Origin of the sequence: Rhodococcus sp. SBT000017 (assembly GCF_003688915.1) — a bacterium.
Classification (GTDB): Bacteria; Actinomycetota; Actinomycetes; order Mycobacteriales; family Mycobacteriaceae; genus Rhodococcoides.
Genome location: NZ_REFU01000001.1, coordinates 2,607,901 through 2,627,416, shown reverse-complemented (window position 1 = coordinate 2,627,416; position 19,516 = coordinate 2,607,901). Strand labels below are relative to the sequence as shown.

Below are 19,516 nucleotides of genomic sequence, written 5' to 3'. Positions count from 1 at the left end.
AACTGGCCGTCCGATGACAGGCCGGAGAGGTAGTGTCGAGCTATGCCTACTCTCCCGGAAGGTCAATCCCTGCTCGTTCGTACCCATTTCGCCGCCGACGATGTCTGGCAGCAGATTGCAGCTGATGCCCAAGCTTCTCACCGACAAGCCGACGGAACCGAGGCACAGGCTTTCCTTACCGTGGTCGACGACAGCGAGTTCAGTGACCTGACACCAACCGATCTTGCCGAATTGATCCCGTCACCACCGCCGTATTACGTGTTTGTGGTCGACCGACAAGCGTGTGAACAGCCCGAGCATCCCGTTCTCGTCCTCGATATTGCAGAAGGCGTCGCACCTGCCTCGTTCCGCGTGATTCCCAGTCGACTCGCGGTGGTGGAGAACAACCTGTCCATAGCAAACCTGAGTTTCGACGAGCTGCGCTCCCAGGCCGACCCTGACGGGGTGTACCGCGGTACACCCGCGGAGCCGCTTCCGGCGGAACGGAGCGTGAACCATGAGGATTTGGTCGGTGCTGCAAACCGCGCAGAGGAGACACCAGTCGTTCAGCAACTACGACAAGATCTCGAGGCGAACCACGCACCCACCCTGACCGCGAGACTCAATAATGATTTGTACGACACATACACCGTATTGGCTGGTCAAACCCACCGACCTGATCTAAAAGTCGGTCGCGACGAAATGTTGGAAGTCCTCGAGCACGGGGGGAGGGGGTATGGCATTCATCTGCCCCTGATCGACAGTTACTGGACGATCTTCTTGGATCCATCGAGTTTGGATCTACAGGCCGCGATGAAAGTCTTCTATCCGCCGCAACCCGCCCCACGGCGACGCCCGGCATAACCGCAGCTCGATGGCCGGCCCCGAGAACGCCGGGACCGGCCATCGACGGTGTCAGGAAATCGCGAACTCGCTGACCTGAGTCGTTCCGTCCTCCGCGTACACGGGAACAGTCTTAGGGGCAGATCCGAACACCTCGGTGCCGTCGATGTTCTGCTTGCGCAGCTTAGAAGCTTCGGCCGGCGACGTGGCTCCGCTGTCGAGGTCCTGCTTGAGGATGTATCCCTGCACTCCGTCGGTGCCGATCGCAGCGACGAGGTCGGGCAATTCCGCGTCGGACGGTGCGGTGTCGCCCGGTCCGAAGGATTGACCCGCTGCATTGGTTCCCGACTCGACAGTGGTCGTTTCGGACTCGGAGGTGGTCGCGGACCGGGCAGCCGGGGCGGTCCAGTCCAGCGGGTTGCTCGGGAAAGTCAGGGCTTCGCGGTATTTGCTTCCATCCCATACCGCAGTGAAACCGTGACTGTTGTACGAACCTGTCCCGCAGGTCGCGGTCGTGCCCAGTGTCAGTGAAGCTGTACCGGTGGAGCTGTACTTGTAGCCGACAGCCTCACACAATGCTCCGCTCTTGAACAGTCGAGCTCGCACGCCGATGTCACCGGGTGCGACCTGCTGGCCGAAGACAGAGTAGATCTTCGACTGTGCGGTCAGGTTGGGCGAATTGATGATTGTGGAGGTGTTCAGGAACTGAACACCTGCGCCGTTACTTCCTGCTGGGCCGACCCAACCGGTGACAACGTCCGCGCTAGCAGCGCCTGGAGCGGCGAGCACCAACGCTCCTAGCAGGGCGGCGATGGTAGCTGTTTTACGTAGTGGTCGAGTTCTCATGTTCGAGGCCTTTCCGTTGGGTACCTTTTATCGGATTCTGAAGATGAAACGGGCTCGTTCAGCCGATTGCCGAAACGAAGTAGTCGTCACCGGGCATCACTCTGTTCCCGCGGTAAAATTCGACCATAAGGGTGCCTTGTTTATTGTTCTCGGTAAGAGGGACCCATCGGACGGTCGACCCGTAGCCGCCCTGCACGGTCGATGCGAAAGGGTATTCATCGCAGGATGGGTCTTTCATGTTGAGAGGTTTCTCGCCGAGTAGATCCAACCGCTGTTGTGACGACCGTGGGCATGCGGCGTCCCGATTTGCCTGATTGTCAGCAGAATTTCCACGAGTCAGCGGCGCGCCAGTACCAGGAATTCCGAAACCAAAGGCAGCCTGGCCAGCCTTAACTGTCTGAGATATGTTCGGGAACGCTGCTTGGGTGTACTGGACAGTCGGCTTCTCGTTCGGGTTGACGCAGCCGGTGCCGTAGTTGACTGATTGAGCAGCATCACACCTGAATTGCTGGCCGGTGGTGCGCGTGCGAACGGGAGTACCATCCAAGTCGTTCGCCGGCGAGTCTCCAATGTATATGAATTGAAGCGTTCGCTTGTCGAACGCGTTTGTCGCGTTTCTCGTCACATAATGCTCGTACTGCTGGTACCCAGTCCCTCCGATGACCATCGGAAAAACGTAGGCGGGATAGGTAGTGGTGCTGTCGTTGGCGAGATCGAGAACAACGAGTTGGAAAGAGTACGTACCCGGAATGGTGGTTGTTGGAGAAGTCGACGAGACATCGCCGTAGAATTGGATCACGTTTTCTTTGGTCTGTGTCTGAAGAGGGCTACGGACCTGGAGAGTGACGTCGATGACCCAGTTTCCGATCGGCTCCAACGGGCCGTTAGGGAAATTGGGTTGAATGAATTGCTCGACGATGGTCGAATATGTTTTGCACGACTGAAAACGTGTTTGGAAACATATAGGACCGGATTGGCGTGCAGATATACCCGACTCCTCGGCATGCTTCTGTGTCAGCCTTTGTGCAATTTCCTCCGCTTCGGCAGGGTCGGTCACTTCGCGAGAACTCCGCTTTTCGACCACCTTCTGACCTGAGGTGGTCGTCGCTCCGGAGTCCGGTGGCACCTCGACTGGAGGCGCATTCTGGCCAGGTGGAGTGCCCTCTATGTCGCCCGGCGCCTCGTTTATCGACGGCACCTGAACCTCCACCGGAGCGGAGTCGCCCCCCGAGGGGCTGGGCTCGACTGGTTGCGCGCTGGCGGTGACGCTAGGTGCCGCGATGACGACCAAGCAGGTAAGACCAGTAGCCAACAACCTTGCGAACGAGCGAACTGCTGGCTTCTTCACGACTTTCTTCCGCACTGATTCCTCGTAAGGTCCGTCTGCCCAGACGCCATTACGCTTAAAAGCAGCGTCAGGCAGAATTCGGGCAGGAGAGTGGAACGTCCGAAAAAGACGTGGAGGCCGCCCCGACTACTACAAGGTGCGTGCCACAGGCGCTCGGTGAGCGTAGGCAAACGCTACCAACAGCTGGCTTGTCTTGGCAACGGAAACAGAAATTACGGAACCTGTGGTCGGAGCGTCACCAGGATTGCTCTGGAGCGGTCATCGAGGTCGATAGCTCTCGCAGACACCGACACCGCGACATAATCCGAATAGGGTGTCAGAAAACGAAATTCGGCCGATTCCACAGCCCCGGCTTGCGCAACTTTCAAGGATTGTCCGATTCGGATTGCATCAGGAATGTCACCGGGGTGTAGAACCGGTTTAGCGCCGGGTAAGTGGCTTGTTTGCCATGCAATGCCAGTCGGAGCGTCGCCATACCAGTACAAAAGCTGAAGTGAATCGGGGTCAGCGATCGCGCGATACTCCGAGGGATCGGACAGCGACCGTGCAACCAGCGTATCCAGACCCGCGTTACGTCGATCGATGTGTTCAGTACCCTCCGAAGGACCAATATCCACAGACACTCCCCGAACAACCCGATGAGGTTCACCAGTAGGGCCGATGCCGTCGTGGAGAAAGTGTGCCGTGAACTGCATACGCCGATGTGCACCCGATGGACGGCATTCCACACCGACCTCTTGGAGCACAGTTCCCGGCCCACCGGAAACGAGCTGCGCCAGCACCGATGCTGTGGCGTCCCCAAGATCCAGCTTCGCCAAACCATCCGGAATCGGCCGACTCAGATCAACGCCGAGCTCAGCCCACGTCTGAGTCGCGCTCACGATCGGGCTGCGCCGGGCCACCCCTGAGGTCAAGTCCCACTCGAATGCCCACGCCGAGGGCCGATCACGCAGAGGAGCCAGACGATTAGCAACCTGAACCCACACGCCATGAACGCGACCAGACACATCGTCGGCAATCGGATCAACGCCAACCGTCCGCGAACCATGACTACACCGAACAGGGCTCCCATTTCGGCACACCTGCATGACAGCATCCAGTACGGCCTCGGAATCTATACGCCAAGTATTTCGGTTGTCCTCATTCCTGGATATCTCGGAGTCGGACCCCGGTGTCATCGCGGGATCTCGTGGCGGGCCGAACCCCAGGGGAGGAAGAGGGAGTAAGCCGCTCAACAGCGGCAAGTGTCGTCTGCCATGAGCATGGGACCAGCGTGACCTGATTTCTGCCAGGGTGATGGGACCACCTGGATTGCCAGTTATGGGACCACCGGCGCGCCTTGCCGGTGGTCCCGTCGTTTGCTCGTTCGATCGTCTGTGACAGCACGAAGTCCGTCACGGAGGTCGGTGAGCATGGCTTTTCGGGAGATCAGTGTGAACGAAATCAGAGAAGTACTACGGCTGTGGCTCGGGACGGCGGCACTGCCGGCTCCGGGGCTGCGCACGATCGCCGAGCATGCCGGTGTGGATCGTAAGACGGTCCGCCGTTACGTCGAGGCAGCCCAAGCAGCCGGCCTGAGCAGAACCGACGATGCCGGCGCGGTCAGCGACGAGGTGATCGCAGCGGTCGTCGCCACTGTCCGGCCCGACCGGCCGCACGGTCACGGCGCGGCATGGGAGCAACTGGTGCCCCATCAGGAGCAGATCACCAAGTGGGTGGCAGGCGACGGTGAACGCAAGCCGCTCACGATCGCGAAAATCGAAGTCCTCCTTGCCCGTCAAGGATGCGTGGTGCCGTACCGGACGTTGCACCGGTTCTCCACCGAGATGTGTGGTTTCGGCCGCAAGAACCTCACCGTCCGCGTCGTCGACGGCGAACCGGGGATCGAATGCCAGGTCGACTTCGGGTATCTGGGGATGCTCACCGACCCCGACGACGGGCGGGCCCGCAAAGTCCACGCCCTGATCTTCACCGCGGTCTACAGCCGGCACATGTTCGTGTGGCTGAGCTATTCGCAGACGTTGGTGGCGGTCATTGCCGGCTGCGAAGCAGCATGGAAGTTCTTCGGCGGCGTGTTCGCGGTCTTGATCCCGGACAATCTCAAACCTGTTGTCACGAGGGCGGACCCGATCGCTCCGCGGTTGAGCGATGGATGGCTCGACTACAGCGCCCACGTCGGGTTCATCACCGACCCGGCGCGGGTGCGCTCGCCGAAGGACAAACCGAAAGTCGAACGCACCGTGCAGTATGTGCGCGGAAACTTCTGGGCCGGTGAACGATTCAACAGTCTAGAGCAAGCGCAGGAGGCGGCGGTTCGGTGGTGCAGCAGCACCGCGGGTATGCGTATTCACGGCACGACATGCGCCCGACCGCGCGAGGTATTCGAGGACTCCGAACTGCCGGTACTGCTTCCGGTGCCGCCGGAGTACGACGTGCCGATCTTCAAGGACGTCAAAGTCCACCGCGACTTCCACGCGGAGATCGGGCGGGCACTGTATTCGTTGCCGCAGCAGTGGATCGGCTCGACACTGTCGGTCCGGGCCGACACCGAGCTGGTCAAGTTCTATCACCGCGGCACCCTGGTGAAGATCCATCCCCGCCAACCTGCAGGTGGGCGCAGTACCGACCGCGCCGACCTCCCCGAACACAAGTCCGACTACGCATTACGCGATGTCACCTCACTGATCAGAACCTGCAACGGCCATGGCCGCAACATCGGGATCTACGCCGAACGGATCCTCGATGACCCACTGCCCTGGACGCGGATTCGTAGTGTCTACCGGCTGCAAGGGTTGGTGAGACGTTACGGAGCCGAGCGGGTCGAACAGGCCTGCTCACTGTCGTTGGATCTCGATGTCGTCTCGGTCACCAAGATCGCGTCCATGTTGGAGCGGGCCACCGAAAAGACAGCACCGTCCTTACCGGCAGCGGTCGGACAGGCATCGACGCGATTCTCTCGTGACCCATCCGAATTCCGTTCCACCACAACACCATCACTGACCGTCGTAGACGCCGGCTCCGCATCCACGGAAGGACACTCATGACCACCACTCGCACCCCAGCCACCACCGAACCGGTCGGCACAGACCTCGTCCGACTGCTCAAGGCCCTCAAACTCGGCGCGCTCACCGACACGCTCCCCGAACGAGCAGCCCTGGCTCGGCAACACAAACTCAGCCACATCGGGTTCCTCGAAGTACTCCTCTCCGACGAAGTCAACCGCCGCGACTCCCGTTCGGCGACATTGCGATCGACCAAAGCAGGACTGGATCCGGCGATGGCGTTCGAGGACTGGAACACCCACGACGATCTCCGATACGACCGGACCCTGCTCGGAGATCTGACCTCACTACGCTTCCTCGATGCTCACCAGTCCGCGATCATCCTCGGACCCGTCGGAGTCGGCAAGACGCATCTGGCAACAGCATTGGGACACATGGCCATCCGCCGTCGACACAGTGTCCTGTTCGCACGATCGGACAAACTGTTCACCCGACTCCGAGCGGCCCGACTCGACAACACCGTCGACGCCGAAATCCGGCGACTGACCGCCATCGAAGTCCTGATCATCGACGACTTCGCGCTGCGCCCACTCGATGCCACCGAAACCAGCGACTTCTACGAACTCATCGTCGAACGCCACCGCAAGAAGACCACCATCGTCACCTCCAACCGGGAGCCGGCGGAGTGGCTGACCATGACCGCCGACACCCTCCTCGCTCAATCCGCCATCGACCGACTGACCTCCACCGCGCACACCCTCGTCATCGAAGGACCGTCCTACCGCCAACGCACCCGACCCGGAACAGTTGACGCCACCACCGACAACGAGCATCCTCAATAACGCGCCACGGTGGTCCCTACCCACTGGCAATCAGGTGGTCCCATCACCCTGGCAAGCGACAGCAAGCGCCCGCATCAGCCGCGCGGGTGACCGCCTGCGGTCGCGTCGAAATGTCGCTATCTGTTGTCGGGCTGGTCTCGACCGGGCCGAGTTACGTCAGTGTGTACAACGCCTGGGGGCTGGCTGCGTAGGCGGTGTCGTAGTCGACCGCGGTCAATGCCTCGACGGACCCGGTTGCGGAACGCTTCTGCCAATCGGCGCCGTTGCGACTACGCCAGGCGTATCCGTCGGTGTCGATCCCCCACAGTGCATCGCCGGCACCGGCGAGCAATACCAAGTTCGGTGCGTCGAGGACAGGAGAGAATGTTCGGGCCGTGTCGGTGCTGTGCTGAAGTCCATCAGGTGTCACCGCCCATACTCCGGAGCTCGTAATCGCCAACGACGCCGCGGGCGCAGCGGCGCCGGGAGTCCAGGTGGAGCCGCTGTCGGCGGAGACGAGTAGACCGGTACTGCCATCGAATCCGACGAGGATGCGTCCATCGGCAGCCAGCGCGTGGAAGTCGACTTGTCCCTCCAGTGACCGATCCGACCACGACATTCCGCCGTCATTGCTGCTACGCAGTCCCAGTGGGTTCGCCGCCGTGCTGGATTCGCCGGGATGACCGGAGGTGAAGAGGGTATCGGTGGCCGGTACACCCGACAAACCCATGAAGTCATCGTCGGAAGAGCCGACCCTGGTCAGGTTTCCGGACGAACCGATGGCGAAGAGTCCTGTGTGGCTACCAGCGAGGACGGTGCCATCGGCGTTGACGTGCAATCCGTGCACATGAGCCAGTGAGGAGGTGAAGTCGACCACTGCCGGATCGGCCGCGCCGTCAGTCGCTGCCGGAGCGGAACATCCAACGAGGGACAGAGCTGCGATCAGAGACGGCAGCAGGATGCGGGAAAGCGAGATGGACATAAAGTGCGGTTCTCGTTCTGTCGATGAGGGCTCGGTGATGTAATCGCTTGAGCGTCAACGCCAAGTGATCTCCCGGTCAGGCGCGGTGAACATGACCGGATACGGCGGCTGAGGTGGACGTGACTGCTCGGGCGGTATGTGCGGGACGACGTAGACGCATCGACCTTCATCTCCATTCACTTAATCTCCAATCACTGAGGCGATGTACGAGCGCGGATCGTTCGGCGGCGAACAGCCGTGGCAGCGACATCGCACCGACGATCGGTATCGGCTGAGTGCGAACAATTCCGACACCTTCACCCGCCTCGCCGTGGCGAGCACTCAACTACTAACCAGCATAGTATTTCGGGCAGGTCAGGCCGAAGTGCCCATCCGGTTCGGTGTCATCGCAGATGCGCCGGTGCGTCGCCCGGGGTGATGCCGACGTGGACGTGGTCGCTGTGCACGTCGTCGGTGAAGAATCCTGGACGGTCACCGTTGAGGTCGGTCGGACCTCCGACCTCGGTTGCGCCCAGTAGGGCTGCCGCAGTGACGAATTCGGAGATCGTTGGGTTGTTGAAGGGATCGTCGACAACGCGCCGACCGTTGATTTCTCGGATGTCCACCGCTCGTCCCACTGCGTGGTTGGACAAGCGCGGGTGCGGGAAGACGGTCTGGATGTGACCGGTGTGCATCACCTGCACTGCGTAGGTGAATCGATCGGCAAGTCCGAGCATGATCTGGAGCACATTGTTGTTGATGCGTCCGGTTCCGATGTCGAGTCGTGCAGGCTCGGAGAGCGTGATGCGAGGGCTGCTCAGCACCGACGACGCAGCGGCGGTCAGTGGTACTGGGGACCCAAGAGAGGTCAAAGGGTTGATCTTTTCCACCGTCCAGGCCGCGCCAGCGGCGATGTCGCGCTTGAGCCGGATATCGAGTGCCATCTGCCGGGTCGTCTCAGCCGGCTGCGCGAGCGTGGGGCGTTGTAGGAGTTGGTCGAACAGCACGATCACTGCAGCACTCTCTGGACCGATTCCGGCGTACTGCGGATACACCACTCGCAGGGTGCTGGCGAGGGCCTCGTCGGGTTGAAGCAGTGCTGCCGTCGCCGCGACTTCGAGCGATACCCCTGCGGTGCGCAAGCTGTCGAGTACTCCTCCTCCCTCGCTCCAGCTGCCACCTGCTTCGAGGAAGCTCGTCGCTGCGCGTTTGATCTCGGGCATCACTTCGCCAGCTGTCGGCATCCACCGCCCCGGATTCACCGGGGCCGATGATCGACTGCTCGGTGCGCTCACGGCCGGGGACCGTGCGGGAGATGCGTTACTGCTCGGTGCGAGGCTGGGGGATTGTCTGTCGGCGGTGTTGATGGTGCAGCTGACTGTGAGCGGCAAAACCGCTGCGGCTGTGAGCAGTTGTCGACGGCTGACTGTGATGGCGTTTCCTTTCGTGCGCGGGGGTCTCAAGGGTGAGTGTCGTGGGTGATCACCGCGGCGGCGGTAGCGGCAGGCCGGGAATGTCGATACTGGGCGGCGCTGGCGTGGGCGTGCGGTCGGGGGCGGGGGAGCCGTCACTGATGTACAGCGTGATCAGCGATCCCGGGATCGCCGCGCCGGATGGGGATGTGCCGGTAGCGGTACCGCGAGCGCCCTGACCGGTGGTGGTGACGACGGTCACCTAGAATTCTGCTGCTTCCAATCTCGATGTGGCCGACGACTGGCTCATGCCGCTGACCTCAGGTACTTGGCCGTTGGCGGAGCCGCGGACGTATTTGTCGTCGACCGGTGGCAGCTCGATGGGGCCGAAGTTCGTGGCGATTGGGTCCATCGCGTCGTACCAGGTTCGTGCGGGTTCGTTACCGCCGTAGAGGTTCCCGGAGCTGCAGGGCCGCAGTGGGAAGGAGCAGATCTGGCCCGGTGTCGGTGAGTCACCGTAGGTGTAGACGGCGGCGGCGTAGCGGTTGGTGAAGCCGAGGAAGCCCGAGGATCGGTTGGATTCGGTAGTGCCGGTTTTCCCGGACATCGGCAGCGTCCAGCCCACGGACCCGGCCGCCGATGCCGAGGTTCCTCCGGGTTGGTCGTCCTTGCTCATCGCGTTGGCGAGTGTGTTGGCCAGGCCGGGTTCGACGACCTGCTCGCACGCTTGTTGTGTGACCGGTACAGCTACACCCTCGCGGTCGGAGATGGAGTCGATCGGGTTCGGCGGGCACCAAGTACCTCCCGAGGCGAGGGTAGCTGCGACGTTGGACAGCTCGAGCGGGTTGACCCAGGTAGGTCCGAGTGTGAACGAGCCGAGGCTTTGCTCTTTCTGGAGGTCGGCCATGCTCTGCTCGTCGAATCCAGACGAGCCGGGGAGGGTGTAGGAGCGAAGCCCTAGCCGCACTGCCATGTCGACTGTCGGTGTGACACCGACGGACTCGAGCAACTTCACGAACGCCGTGTTCGGTGATTGCGCCAGTGCGTCGGTGACCGTCAGCGCCGGTGGGTAGTTTCCGACGTTCTCCACGCAGTAAGCGCCCGCCGGGCAGTTACGCGCGCCGCCGTCGCCCAACCCCCTGACCTCGACGCGCCGGGGAACCTGCAGTGTGGCGTTGGTGCCGAGTCCGCGTTCCATCGCGGCGGCAGTGGTGAATATCTTGAAGATCGACCCGGCGCCGTTGCCTACGAGTGAATACGGTTGCGGCTGAACCGTTTCGTCGGCGTCGGCATCGAGTCCGTAGGTGCGACTACTGCCCATGGCGAGGATGCGGTGTTCGTCCTGTCCGGGTGCGACGACATTCATCACGGTGGCGACACCGTCGAGGTCGGGATCTGTGTTCGCGGTCAGTGCGGCCTGGGTCGAGTTCTGCACCGCCGGGTCGAGAGTCGTTTTGATCAGATAACCGCCCTCGTCGATCTGCTCGCGGCTGATACCGGCGTCCTCAAGATATTGGAGTGCGTAGTCGCAGAAGAACCCTCGATCACCGGCGGCGATGCATCCACGTGGGAGGGTGTTGGGCTCGGCCAGCACCCCCAATGGCTCGGATTTGGCGGCCTCGAATTCTGCGGCTCGGTTCGGGATGGTTTCGATCATGTTGTCCAAGACAAGGTTTCGGCGGCTTGTGACTCCCTCGACGTTGGTGTACGGGTTCAGTGCCGAACTGGACTGAACCATCCCTGCCAGCATCGCTGATTGCGTCGCCGTTAACTCGCTGGCATCGACACCGAAGTAGGTTTGCGCGGCGTCTTGGATGCCGAACGAGGCATTGCCGAACGGAACCAGGTTCAGATAGCGGGTCAATGTCTCGTCTTTGGTCAATTCTCTGTCCAAGGACAACGCCATTCGGATCTCGCGGATCTTGCGAGCCGGCGTGGTCTCGATCGCGGCACGCCGCTCGGCGTCGGTGTCAGCGACGACCAGTAATTGATAGTTCTTCACGTACTGCTGATCGAGTGTCGATGCGCCCTGCTCGACCTGCCCGCTGGTGGTGTTGGTCAAGAACGCTCGCAACGTTCCCTGCCAGTCCACGCCCTGGTGTTCTGCGAAGCGCCGGTCCTCGACGGAGACGATCGCAAGCTTCATCTCGTTGGAGATCTTCGCGCTCGGCACTTCGGAACGGCGTTGCTCGTATAGCCACGCGATCGGGTTGCCTGCCACGTCCGTCATCGTCGAGATGGCAGGAACTACGCCCTCGGCGAGTTCGCCGGAAACGTTGTCGTCGGTGTCAGCGGCGCGGTTCGAGACGTATCCCAGGCCACCGACGATGGGGAACAACACTCCTGCAAGCAGCACGCCTGCGAGCGCAGTGCATCCCACGAGTTCGAACACCGTTCGTCGGGTGCTTGACATCATCGTCTCGTTTCTGTCGACGGGGCAGTGCTCGCGGTCGTCCGGGTTGGTGGGACCGACAAGGGGAGCGGAGCACGGCCGCAGCGGCCGTCTAGCTCTCGCCGGTAGGTCTGCATGGTCCGGCCATCTCGATCGAGACGGTTTCCGCTTTTCTGCCATCCGAGGCGCTCGTAGAAGCCGCCTGCATTGTCGGCCACCCCGAGATCGGTGGACAGCTCGGCGCAACGTGCACCTGCCCGCGCAGAGTCGGATTCGAACCAGTCGAGCAACTGTGCACCCACTCCGATCCCTCGCACCCGTGGGCTCACCGCTATCGCAACGACGACGGCGACACTGTCGGCCGGGGGAGTCTCGGGTTCGCCGTTCGGCAGTGGGATGGGCCGAGCGCGCGCCACCGCTCTGCACCAGGGGCGAAGACGCGTACGAACGAACCGCATGGCGGTGCGCGGGCGGACTGCCATCGCCGCACCGGCGTGTGCAGCCAACGGCAGCACGGTCATCTTCTCGCGCAGTAGATCACCGATATGGGCATGGTGATCGAGGGTGCCGAGGAGGAATCCGACGACGGCGCCTTCGCTATCGGTTGCGACAAGAGCGATGGCGTGTCGTCGGTTGACGAAGCTGCGGTGCCACCGGCGCAGGAACCGTGCTCCCAGCTCGGGGAACAGGCCAATCGGTAGCTCGTCGAGGTGCAACTGCGCGCTCTGCGGTAGATCGTGCGGCCCGGCCTCGCGAAGGACGATCGCGACTCCGGGAGGAGGCGCGGCGGGGTTGGGATGAGGGAAACAAAGGTGCGGCGTAGACGATGAAACGTTGAAGAAGATATGCATGGCGTTGTCCTCGACGAGGCAGGCTCGCGCCCTCACCGCGGAGGCGGCGCGCGAGAAGAAAGGTGGACCGATCTGCGCAAACGCAGACCTCTCACACCCTCAGAAGGCATGCCGCGTCGAGCACGGACATCGGCGCAGGGGGAGAGACCGACCTCTCAGTTGGCGACGATCTCGATGCCTGTAGACCTCGAAGCTGGTGCAGTAGCACTGTCCATCCGGTCCGGCGCAGCAACATTGCCAGCCCTAGCGCAAGGATCGCCACCGCTATGTGGACGGACCCGATCAGGGATCCGTGATTGTCGTGATGACTGGACGCGCTACCGCCGATCCCCTCGTCCTGCTCCGGCGCCGACGTGTGCTCGATTTCCGGGACGCTCTCGATGACCGCAGCCAGCGGAGCGTGGCCGGGCTCTGCGGTGGTGTGTGCGACCTGCGACATCATCAGCACCGCCACTGCCGTGGCCGCCATGATGGACCAGAGCAGAATTCGGCGAATACACTCGCTCAACCGAATCGGACACACACGACGAAAATAGCAGATCCATGTCGCCGTCTACCCGCGCTAGCGACGAATACCGTGTGCGGTGACGCCTCCAGCGTTCCATGCGGGCCGCACCCTCAACTGCCAGGCATTGTTGGGTTCGACGTTGGCGCAGGGCCGTGGTGACCCAGAGGGCGGCGGGCCCGTCATCGAGCAGGTGCGCGGCGGCGCGATCCACGGTGACCAGTACATCCTCGTAGGCCAGTCGTAGTGGCGCTCGCTCATCGAGTTGGGACATCGCGACATCCTCGATCAACTGCAGAGGGAACCGCGCCGCTTCGTACTCGGCACGCAAAACAGCTAGTGCAAGTGTGCCTGATCTCACCGCACAGGTATTACTCCGCGGGATGAAACGCGTTTGGACGGCATGAGTAGAAGAACCGATCCGCGCCTACCGTGGGGCCGAAAGCGGCCTAAACCGAACCGCAGCCCGGCAGCGTTCCGGATGGACCAAGTACCACGTTTGTGGTTGCAGCACTTACCCTCTCGCCCAGGCGACTACCGCACACAACTGCACACGGCCCATCAACTACTATGTTGCATAGTAATTGAGATGCAATCGTCGAAAGGGTGTGGCGGTGTGACAGCTGATCAAACCCCGGCGCTCACATCGCAGGGACGGTTACGCAGAGCAATCGCTGCGGTGCGCAACAGGTGGCGGCAACTGACCTCGATGCGAACGGCACTGGTGCTGCTGTTTTTGCTCGCTATCGCAGCAATCCCAGGCGCCCTGCTGCCACAGCGCAATCTCAACACCCAGGCGGTTGATTCCTACATCGCAGCGCGCCCGGCTCTCGGGGCCGTCATGGACACGCTGGAATTGTTCGACGTATTCGGAAGCTTCTGGTTCACCGCCATCTACGTCCTACTGTTTGTGTCGTTGATCGGCTGCCTGACTCCCCGAATGATCGAACACGGTAAAGCCCTTCGCGCACAGCCAGTTCGCGTACCCCGAAACCTTTCGCGACTACCGCTTCATCATTCGGGCGCTCTCGCCGGTAGCCCGAAAACCGTCATCGACGACATCGCGCCCCACTTGAGAGGGTGGCGTACTGCCGTTAGGCCCGAGCCCGATGGGGCGCTCACCCTCTCCGCCGAGAAGGGCTATACCCGCGAAGCGGGAAACCTACTTTTTCATTTCTCGCTGATCGGTCTGCTCGCGGCCATCGCCATCGGCAAGCTCTCCGGTTACGAAGGATCGGTCATCGTCATCGCCGACAACGGGCCCGGTTTCTGCAACACCTCGCCCGCCATCTACGACTCCTTCCGGGCCGGCAACAGCACCGACGGAACCGGGCTGGAGCCGTTCTGCATCAGAGTCAAGGACTTCAACGCCGACTACCTTGAGAACGGCCAGGCAGAGATGTTCACCTCGAACATCTCCTACCAGTCCGCCGACGACATCGCCGCAGACACCTGGCGCGACTATCAACTCAAAGTCAACGAACCCCTCCGGCTCGGAGATGAACGCATCTACCTCACCGGCCACGGATACGCCCCGGAATTCACCGTGACCTTCCCCGACGGTCAGAGTCGAACCGAGGCCCTGCAGTTCCGGCCCGACGACGCCACCACGTTCCTGAGTAGCGGGGCGTTGCGTTTCGATCCACCCGGCGGGACCTATGCCACCGCCGATGAGCGACGCCGCGGCCAGATCGCCATCGAAGGCCTCTTCGCTCCCACTGCGCAATTCAACGGAACCCTGCTCTCCTCCCGCTTCCCGGACTTGGTCGATCCTGCTGTGGCAGTGGATATCTACAAAGGAGATACCGGCCTCGACACCGGCATACCCCAGTCGATCTTCTCCCTGGACCAGGAGATGATCAACCAGGGCCGACTTGTCAAGCAGGATCGGGTGAACCTGCGTCCCGGTGAATCGACGACCCTCACCGACGGCACCAACATTCGATTCAACGGCGCCAAGGAGTTCGCCAACCTGCAGGTCGGATACGACCCCGCACAGTTGTGGGTGCTCGTGTTCGCGATCACGATGATGACCGGACTGTTGGTCTCGCTGGTGATCAAGCGACGTCGAGTCTGGTTCCGTGTACTCCCGGCCGAAACAGGCCGATCGAGCGTGGAGATGGGCGGGCTCGCCCGTACCGATCACGCCGGATGGGGACCCGAATTCGAGACCCTCCGCACCGAAATCTGGACGCCGCGGACAAAGAACCACTCCGAGACCCTCGATACAGAAACGGTGTAGCGCCATGCCGATCGACGACAACCTCGCCCGCTGGAGCGACATCAGTTTCGAGACCGCCTTCGTGGTCTACCTTCTCGCCGCGATCCTGTTCATCGCACAACTCGCAACGACACGAACAGCGACTCTGAGCCGGGCCTCGAGTCTGCATCCGCAACTGATCGCAGCGACATCATCGACACCGGGATACGTGCCGGTCCCCGAGCGAAGAGCCCCGTCCGAACGCCTGGGCCGCACGGGACTCGCCCTGGTAATGCTCGCACTCACTTTGCATATCGGGTCGATCGTCCTGCGCGGGATCGCCACTGGCCGCCCGCCGTGGGGAAACATGTACGAATTCGTCTCCGTCACATGCGCGGCCGGCATACTTGCCGGACTGATCGTGCTGCGCTCGGAGCAACTGCGCACACTATGGTTGTTCGTCCTCGTGCCGACCTTGATCCTGCTCTTCATTGCCGGAACTGTGCTCTATGCCAACGCGGCGCCCGTCGTACCAGCCTTGCAGTCGTATTGGCTCCCCGTGCACGTCTCCGTCGTCTCGCTCGGCAGCGGGGTGTTCCTGATCTCCGGTGCAGCCAGCACATTGTTCCTGATCCGGATCCGATATCCCAACAACAACGCCGTCCCCGACAGCAGAGTGGGCCGGATCGTCGCTCGTCTCCCCTCGGCGCACTCGCTCGACGTGCTGGCGTACAAGACCACCATCTTCGCGTTTCCCCTGTTCGGAATCGGTGTCATCCTCGGCGCGATCTGGGCCGAGGCCGCGTGGGGTCGGTTCTGGGGCTGGGACCCGAAAGAGACGGTCTCATTCATCGCGTGGATCATCTACGCCGCGTACCTGCACGCCCGGGCCACCAGCGGGTGGCGTGACACCCGGGCCGCGTGGATCAACATCGCCGGATTCGTGGCCATGCTGTTCAACCTGTTCATCATCAACATGGTGGTCTCCGGACTGCATTCGTACGCGGGTTTGAACTGATGTCGCCTGCTAGCCGCCGCCCTGTGCTTCGGCGAGGTCATGCGGCACCGGTCGCGTCAATCCCGCGTCGACCCGGCCGGTGTTGCCGACCGGGTATCGACCGGACCAGGATCCAGGAGCCACGACCACGATCCGAATCAACTGACTGCCTCGTGTCCGTAGTGCATTCCGGAGAGGGAAGTCACAGTGCCCCGAGCTTCGTCACCGGCCAAGACTGGGGCATCGACCGCGTCACCGATCCCACGATGTTCGAGACATCGGCGCAGATCCGTACTGCAGCAAAGGCGTCGACTTCATGAGACTCGGCCGCCCTACGGGGGCTCGCACACGCGAACAGAGCAGTCTGCCCGCCACGGCAACGGCATCCATCCTTGCCGTTGTACTCCTGGTCTCCGGATGTTCCGCAGGCGCCGACGCCGTGCCCTCCGGAGGTAGCTTCGATTTCGTTGCACCCGGTGGTCAAACCGACATCGTCTACGATCCCCCCGAAACGCGCGGAACCATCGGTGAACTCGCCGGACCCGATCTGATGGAGGAAGGTAAGAACACCGCTCTGTCGGACTATGACGGCGAGGTGGTCGTGATCAATCTCTGGGGTCAGTGGTGCGGCCCCTGCCGCGGCGAAGCCGACGACCTCGAAGAGGTCTACGAAGCAACCCGCGAGCGCGGTGTGCAGTTCCTCGGTATCAATGTTCGAGATCCGCAGAAGGACAAAGCGCAGGACTTCGTTGTCGACAACAATGTCTCCTACGCCTCGATCTACGACCCCTCGATGCGGACGCTGATCGCCCTCGGCGGGAACTACCCGACCAGCGTGATTCCCTCGACGCTGGTACTCGATCGAGAGCACCGGGTGGCGGCAGTGTTCATGCGTGCCCTCCTCGCCGAAGACCTGCTCCCTGTCGTCGAACGGATAGCAGACGAATGACTGTTCTTCTTGCCCAAGGCGGCGTTGGCTCGACGTTCCAAAATCTGGCATCGAGCGGACCTCTGGTACTGGCGATCGCCGCATGTATGCTCGCCGGGCTGGTCTCGTTCGCGTCACCGTGCGTGGTGCCCCTGGTGCCGGGCTACCTGTCGTACCTGGCGGGCATCGCAGGTGCCGACGTGCCGTCGCTCGCCGCCGCCTCGACTGGTGAAGCACCGCCGAAGCTGGCAAGCCGCTGGCGCGTGGCAGGTGCAGCGGGGTTGTTCGTCGCCGGCTTCACCATCGTCTTCGTCCTCGCCACCGCCTCGATTTTCGGGGTCATCGGCACCCTGCGCATCAACGAACAGGTGCTTCAGCAGGTCGGCGGTGCCATCACGATCATCATGGGCTTGACGTTCATCGGGTTCATTCCCGCATTCCAACGCGACACTCGATTCGCGCCGCAAACCATCTCGTCTCTTGCTGGAGCGCCGCTGCTCGGTGGCGTGTTCGCGCTCGGCTGGACGCCGTGCCTTGGCCCCACGCTCGCCGGGGTGTTGTCCGTTGCCGCTGGCACTGAAGGCGCAACCGCAGCGCGCGGCGTCACTCTCATCGTCGCCTACTGTCTGGGACTCGGTCTACCGTTCGTGGTCCTCGCGTTCGGCTCGAGTTCGGCGATGCGCGGTGTCGGCTGGCTACGGCGGAACTCGCAGAGAATCAAAGTGGCAGGCGGAGTGATCATGATCGCCGTCGGTGTCGCCCTGCTGACGGGGGTGTGGGGTCTGTTCATTGCCTGGATACGCAATGAATTCGTCAGTTCGGTTGTATTACCCATCTGAGAAGGAAACCGAGCAGCCGCACGTGCAAGACCACGCCTCCCCAACTGCCAGTGCCGGTGGTATCGAACCCACTCTCTGTCGACGGCGCGCCCCCGCCGGGCCGCGATGACCCGATCCGAGAGCCGCCCCCTGTCCCTACCGCGGATCTGCGTGTCCCAAGGACCCCGCAGGCGGGTGCATCAGCAGGGGAGGGCATGTTTCCGGGGCCGTGTTGATCGGTGTGGCAGCTAAAAGGGCCAGGTCCTTCGAAACCGAAGGGCGGGGCTCGGTATTAGCCGAGCCCCGCCCTACGGTTGATAGTTCCCAGAATTGAGAGTTACTGGGCGAGCAAACTTTCCATTGTGGAGATTTCGCTCTGCTGCGCATCGATGATTGTGGAGGCAAGCTCCTTGGCATCAGCATTGGAGCCGTCGGCCAACTCGATCTGAGCCATCTCGATTGCCCCCTTGTGGTGCTCGATCATCATGGTGAGCCACATGGAGTCGAACTCCGCTCCGTTAGCGGCCGACAACATGTCCATGTCTTCCTGGCTCATCATGCCGGTCATGCCACCGCTCCCCATGTCCATACCGCCCATGTCCATTCCGCCCATGTCCATTCCGCCCATGTCGGCGGACGCTGCGGGCTGTCCCCATGCGGTGAGCAGGGCATTCATCTGCTCCATCTCCGGTGCTTGAGCTGCTTCGATGGCCTGGGCCAGCTCGATGACCTGAGCATTCTCGGTTCGGCCGTCGACAAGTGAAGCCATCTCCACCGCTTGTGCATGGTGGGGGTACATCCCTTCGACGAACGTGACATCGGCATCGTTGAATTCGGCCGATGCTTCGGCGGAATTCTCGGAGGACGACGAGGCCGGTGTATCGCTGCTCGACATGCCGGGCATGTTCATTTCGCCGTCGTTACTGCTGCAGCCAGCGAGAACTGCGGCGGCGACAGCGGAAGCCGCCGTTATCGCGATCGTGAAACGGGTAGATCGATTCGAACGCATAACAAACTCCTGAAATTATGGTGGGGTGGTTCGGATCGACAGGCACACTGACCCGTCGACATCTGTGTCTCACACAACGGTGAGTCACCTGTCAGATCCGAAGCACAGACAATTCGGAGAGAGTGAAAATGGTCCAGGGCGGCGGGTGCCCGGTTCGACGACGAACTGCCGACAGCCGCGCAGCGTGGACGAGAGAACCGGCGAAGCCCACAACGATTGCCCGTAAGACGGCCAACGCCGCGACAGCACCGATGATAGCCAGACACAGATGCATGACCGAGCTGTGATCGCCACAGCCGTTCCCGCAGTGTGCTGCGGAACCACTCTCCGATGCTGTCGCAGATGATGCTCCCGAATGCTCGTCGACGGCAGGTGGAGCGCTCACCGTCGAGGTCATCGAGTGTTCGCCGATACTCGTCGCCGTTGCGAACGACATCGGCGCAGAATGCATGAGAAGGACTCCGAACAGCACTATCGAAGCGCAAACAGCACCTAGGAGCCACTTCTGGTTCATAGGTTCCGTGGCTGAAGTCCTCACCGGTTCGATCTTACCGGTCTGCCACACGGGCATCCGGTCTCCTCGCAGTCGCGGCGTCCGGACCGT

General features: G+C 62.1%; 18 protein-coding genes and 1 pseudogene. 8 read left to right on the top strand and 11 right to left on the bottom strand.

What is annotated here, in order from left to right; translation table 11 throughout:
- Positions 1 to 42 precede the first annotated feature (42 nt).
- Complete coding sequence (locus AYK61_RS12085; protein ID WP_052061711.1) at positions 43 to 843, top strand: DUF6924 domain-containing protein; 801 nt, start codon at positions 43 to 45, stop codon at positions 841 to 843.
- A gap of 51 nt (positions 844 to 894) precedes the next feature.
- Here AYK61_RS12085 and AYK61_RS12080 read toward each other — a convergent pair whose 3' ends face one another.
- The 3 genes from AYK61_RS12080 to AYK61_RS27035 all read right to left on the bottom strand — a co-directional run bounded on the left by AYK61_RS12080 (position 895) and on the right by AYK61_RS27035 (position 3,897).
- Entirely contained in the window at positions 895 to 1,611 is a 717-nt protein-coding gene (locus tag AYK61_RS12080; RefSeq protein WP_052061712.1) for a hypothetical protein, read from the bottom strand.
- A 115-nt stretch (positions 1,612 to 1,726) separates the two neighbouring features.
- A complete protein-coding gene (locus AYK61_RS12075; protein ID WP_032401328.1) occupies positions 1,727 to 2,725 on the bottom strand; it encodes a NucA/NucB deoxyribonuclease domain-containing protein in 999 nt (332 codons plus the stop codon).
- Between the two features lie 503 nt (positions 2,726 to 3,228).
- Complete coding sequence (locus AYK61_RS27035; RefSeq protein ID WP_141215302.1) at positions 3,229 to 3,897, bottom strand: hypothetical protein; 669 nt, start codon at positions 3,895 to 3,897, stop codon at positions 3,229 to 3,231.
- Positions 3,898 to 4,428: 531 nt separating this feature from the next.
- Between AYK61_RS27035 and istA the strand changes: the two genes are divergently transcribed.
- Together istA and istB are read left to right on the top strand one after the other, a co-directional pair.
- A complete protein-coding gene (gene istA / locus AYK61_RS12070) occupies positions 4,429 to 6,060 on the top strand; it encodes an IS21 family transposase (RefSeq protein ID WP_121869745.1) in 1,632 nt (543 codons plus the stop codon).
- Positions 6,057 to 6,860, top strand: coding sequence for an IS21-like element helper ATPase IstB (gene istB / locus AYK61_RS12065; RefSeq protein ID WP_121869744.1), 804 nt, complete (start codon positions 6,057 to 6,059; stop codon positions 6,858 to 6,860). The genes istA and istB overlap by 4 nt, the downstream gene beginning before the upstream one ends.
- A gap of 151 nt (positions 6,861 to 7,011) precedes the next feature.
- On the opposite strand, the gene AYK61_RS12060 is transcribed toward istB, so the two are convergent.
- From AYK61_RS12060 to AYK61_RS27295, 5 genes and pseudogenes are all read right to left on the bottom strand, one after another.
- Complete coding sequence (locus AYK61_RS12060) at positions 7,012 to 7,821, bottom strand: F510_1955 family glycosylhydrolase (protein ID WP_032401329.1); 810 nt, start codon at positions 7,819 to 7,821, stop codon at positions 7,012 to 7,014.
- Positions 7,822 to 8,204: 383 nt separating this feature from the next.
- Positions 8,205 to 9,044, bottom strand: coding sequence for a hypothetical protein (locus AYK61_RS12050; RefSeq protein WP_094656082.1), 840 nt, complete (start codon positions 9,042 to 9,044; stop codon positions 8,205 to 8,207).
- A 238-nt stretch (positions 9,045 to 9,282) separates the two neighbouring features.
- Positions 9,283 to 11,625: pseudogene (locus AYK61_RS12045) on the bottom strand (transglycosylase domain-containing protein).
- Positions 11,625 to 12,455 (bottom strand): N-acetyltransferase, encoded by an 831-nt coding sequence (locus AYK61_RS12040; protein ID WP_128645572.1) that lies wholly within the window; start codon positions 12,453 to 12,455, stop codon positions 11,625 to 11,627. Before AYK61_RS12040 ends, AYK61_RS12045 begins: the two are co-directional and overlap by 1 nt.
- 91 nt (positions 12,456 to 12,546) lie before the next feature.
- Positions 12,547 to 12,924, bottom strand: coding sequence for a hypothetical protein (locus AYK61_RS27295; RefSeq protein ID WP_155288774.1), 378 nt, complete (start codon positions 12,922 to 12,924; stop codon positions 12,547 to 12,549).
- Positions 12,925 to 13,039: 115 nt separating this feature from the next.
- On the opposite strand from AYK61_RS27295, the gene AYK61_RS27290 reads away from it, so the two are divergent.
- From AYK61_RS27290 to ccsB, 3 genes are all read left to right on the top strand, one after another.
- On the top strand, positions 13,040 to 13,207 hold the full coding sequence (locus AYK61_RS27290; protein WP_155288775.1) for a hypothetical protein: 168 nt from the start codon (positions 13,040 to 13,042) through the stop codon (positions 13,205 to 13,207).
- A 342-nt stretch (positions 13,208 to 13,549) separates the two neighbouring features.
- Positions 13,550 to 15,202 (top strand): cytochrome c biogenesis protein ResB, encoded by a 1,653-nt coding sequence (locus AYK61_RS12030; RefSeq protein WP_183130247.1) that lies wholly within the window; start codon positions 13,550 to 13,552, stop codon positions 15,200 to 15,202.
- Positions 15,203 to 15,206: 4 nt separating this feature from the next.
- The gene (gene ccsB / locus AYK61_RS12025) at positions 15,207 to 16,178 is read left to right on the top strand and encodes a c-type cytochrome biogenesis protein CcsB (protein ID WP_032375699.1); all 972 of its coding nucleotides are present in this window, start codon (positions 15,207 to 15,209) and stop codon (positions 16,176 to 16,178) included.
- A 9-nt stretch (positions 16,179 to 16,187) separates the two neighbouring features.
- On the opposite strand, the gene AYK61_RS12020 is transcribed toward ccsB, so the two are convergent.
- Complete coding sequence (locus tag AYK61_RS12020) at positions 16,188 to 16,319, bottom strand: DUF3703 domain-containing protein (RefSeq protein ID WP_080733457.1); 132 nt, start codon at positions 16,317 to 16,319, stop codon at positions 16,188 to 16,190.
- A gap of 154 nt (positions 16,320 to 16,473) precedes the next feature.
- Here AYK61_RS12020 and AYK61_RS12015 point away from each other — a divergent pair, with 154 nt between their 5' ends.
- Entirely contained in the window at positions 16,474 to 17,106 is a 633-nt protein-coding gene (locus AYK61_RS12015; protein ID WP_080736598.1) for a TlpA disulfide reductase family protein, read from the top strand.
- The gene (locus AYK61_RS12010; protein ID WP_032375700.1) at positions 17,103 to 17,924 is read left to right on the top strand and encodes a cytochrome c biogenesis CcdA family protein; all 822 of its coding nucleotides are present in this window, start codon (positions 17,103 to 17,105) and stop codon (positions 17,922 to 17,924) included. Before AYK61_RS12015 ends, AYK61_RS12010 begins: the two co-directional genes overlap by 4 nt.
- 316 nt (positions 17,925 to 18,240) lie before the next feature.
- On the opposite strand, the gene AYK61_RS12005 is transcribed toward AYK61_RS12010, so the two are convergent.
- Complete coding sequence (locus AYK61_RS12005) at positions 18,241 to 18,807, bottom strand: DUF305 domain-containing protein (RefSeq protein WP_310886822.1); 567 nt, start codon at positions 18,805 to 18,807, stop codon at positions 18,241 to 18,243.
- Positions 18,808 to 19,003: 196 nt separating this feature from the next.
- Positions 19,004 to 19,426, bottom strand: coding sequence for a DUF6153 family protein (locus tag AYK61_RS28250; RefSeq protein WP_353806439.1), 423 nt, complete (start codon positions 19,424 to 19,426; stop codon positions 19,004 to 19,006).
- Positions 19,427 to 19,516: the final 90 nt, after the last annotated feature.

Bases quoted from the DNA above. Each gene is read 5' to 3' on its own strand.
- AYK61_RS12085 (WP_052061711.1), top strand. From the start codon at position 43: ATGCCTACTCTCCCGGAAGGTCAATCCCTGCTCGTTCGTACCCATTTC.
- istA (WP_121869745.1), top strand. From the start codon at position 4,429: ATGGCTTTTCGGGAGATCAGTGTGAACGAAATCAGAGAAGTACTACGG.
- istB (WP_121869744.1), top strand. From the start codon at position 6,057: ATGACCACCACTCGCACCCCAGCCACCACCGAACCGGTCGGCACAGAC.
- AYK61_RS12060 (WP_032401329.1), bottom strand. From the start codon at position 7,821: ATGTCCATCTCGCTTTCCCGCATCCTGCTGCCGTCTCTGATCGCAGCT.
- AYK61_RS12050 (WP_094656082.1), bottom strand. From the start codon at position 9,044: ATGCCGACAGCTGGCGAAGTGATGCCCGAGATCAAACGCGCAGCGACG.
- AYK61_RS12040 (WP_128645572.1), bottom strand. From the start codon at position 12,455: ATGCATATCTTCTTCAACGTTTCATCGTCTACGCCGCACCTTTGTTTC.
- AYK61_RS27295 (WP_155288774.1), bottom strand. From the start codon at position 12,924: ATGGCGGCCACGGCAGTGGCGGTGCTGATGATGTCGCAGGTCGCACAC.
- AYK61_RS12030 (WP_183130247.1), top strand. From the start codon at position 13,550: ATGCAATCGTCGAAAGGGTGTGGCGGTGTGACAGCTGATCAAACCCCG.
- ccsB (WP_032375699.1), top strand. From the start codon at position 15,207: ATGCCGATCGACGACAACCTCGCCCGCTGGAGCGACATCAGTTTCGAG.
- AYK61_RS12015 (WP_080736598.1), top strand. From the start codon at position 16,474: ATGAGACTCGGCCGCCCTACGGGGGCTCGCACACGCGAACAGAGCAGT.
- AYK61_RS12010 (WP_032375700.1), top strand. From the start codon at position 17,103: ATGACTGTTCTTCTTGCCCAAGGCGGCGTTGGCTCGACGTTCCAAAAT.
- AYK61_RS12005 (WP_310886822.1), bottom strand. From the start codon at position 18,807: ATGCCCGGCATGTCGAGCAGCGATACACCGGCCTCGTCGTCCTCCGAG.
- AYK61_RS28250 (WP_353806439.1), bottom strand. From the start codon at position 19,426: ATGAACCAGAAGTGGCTCCTAGGTGCTGTTTGCGCTTCGATAGTGCTG.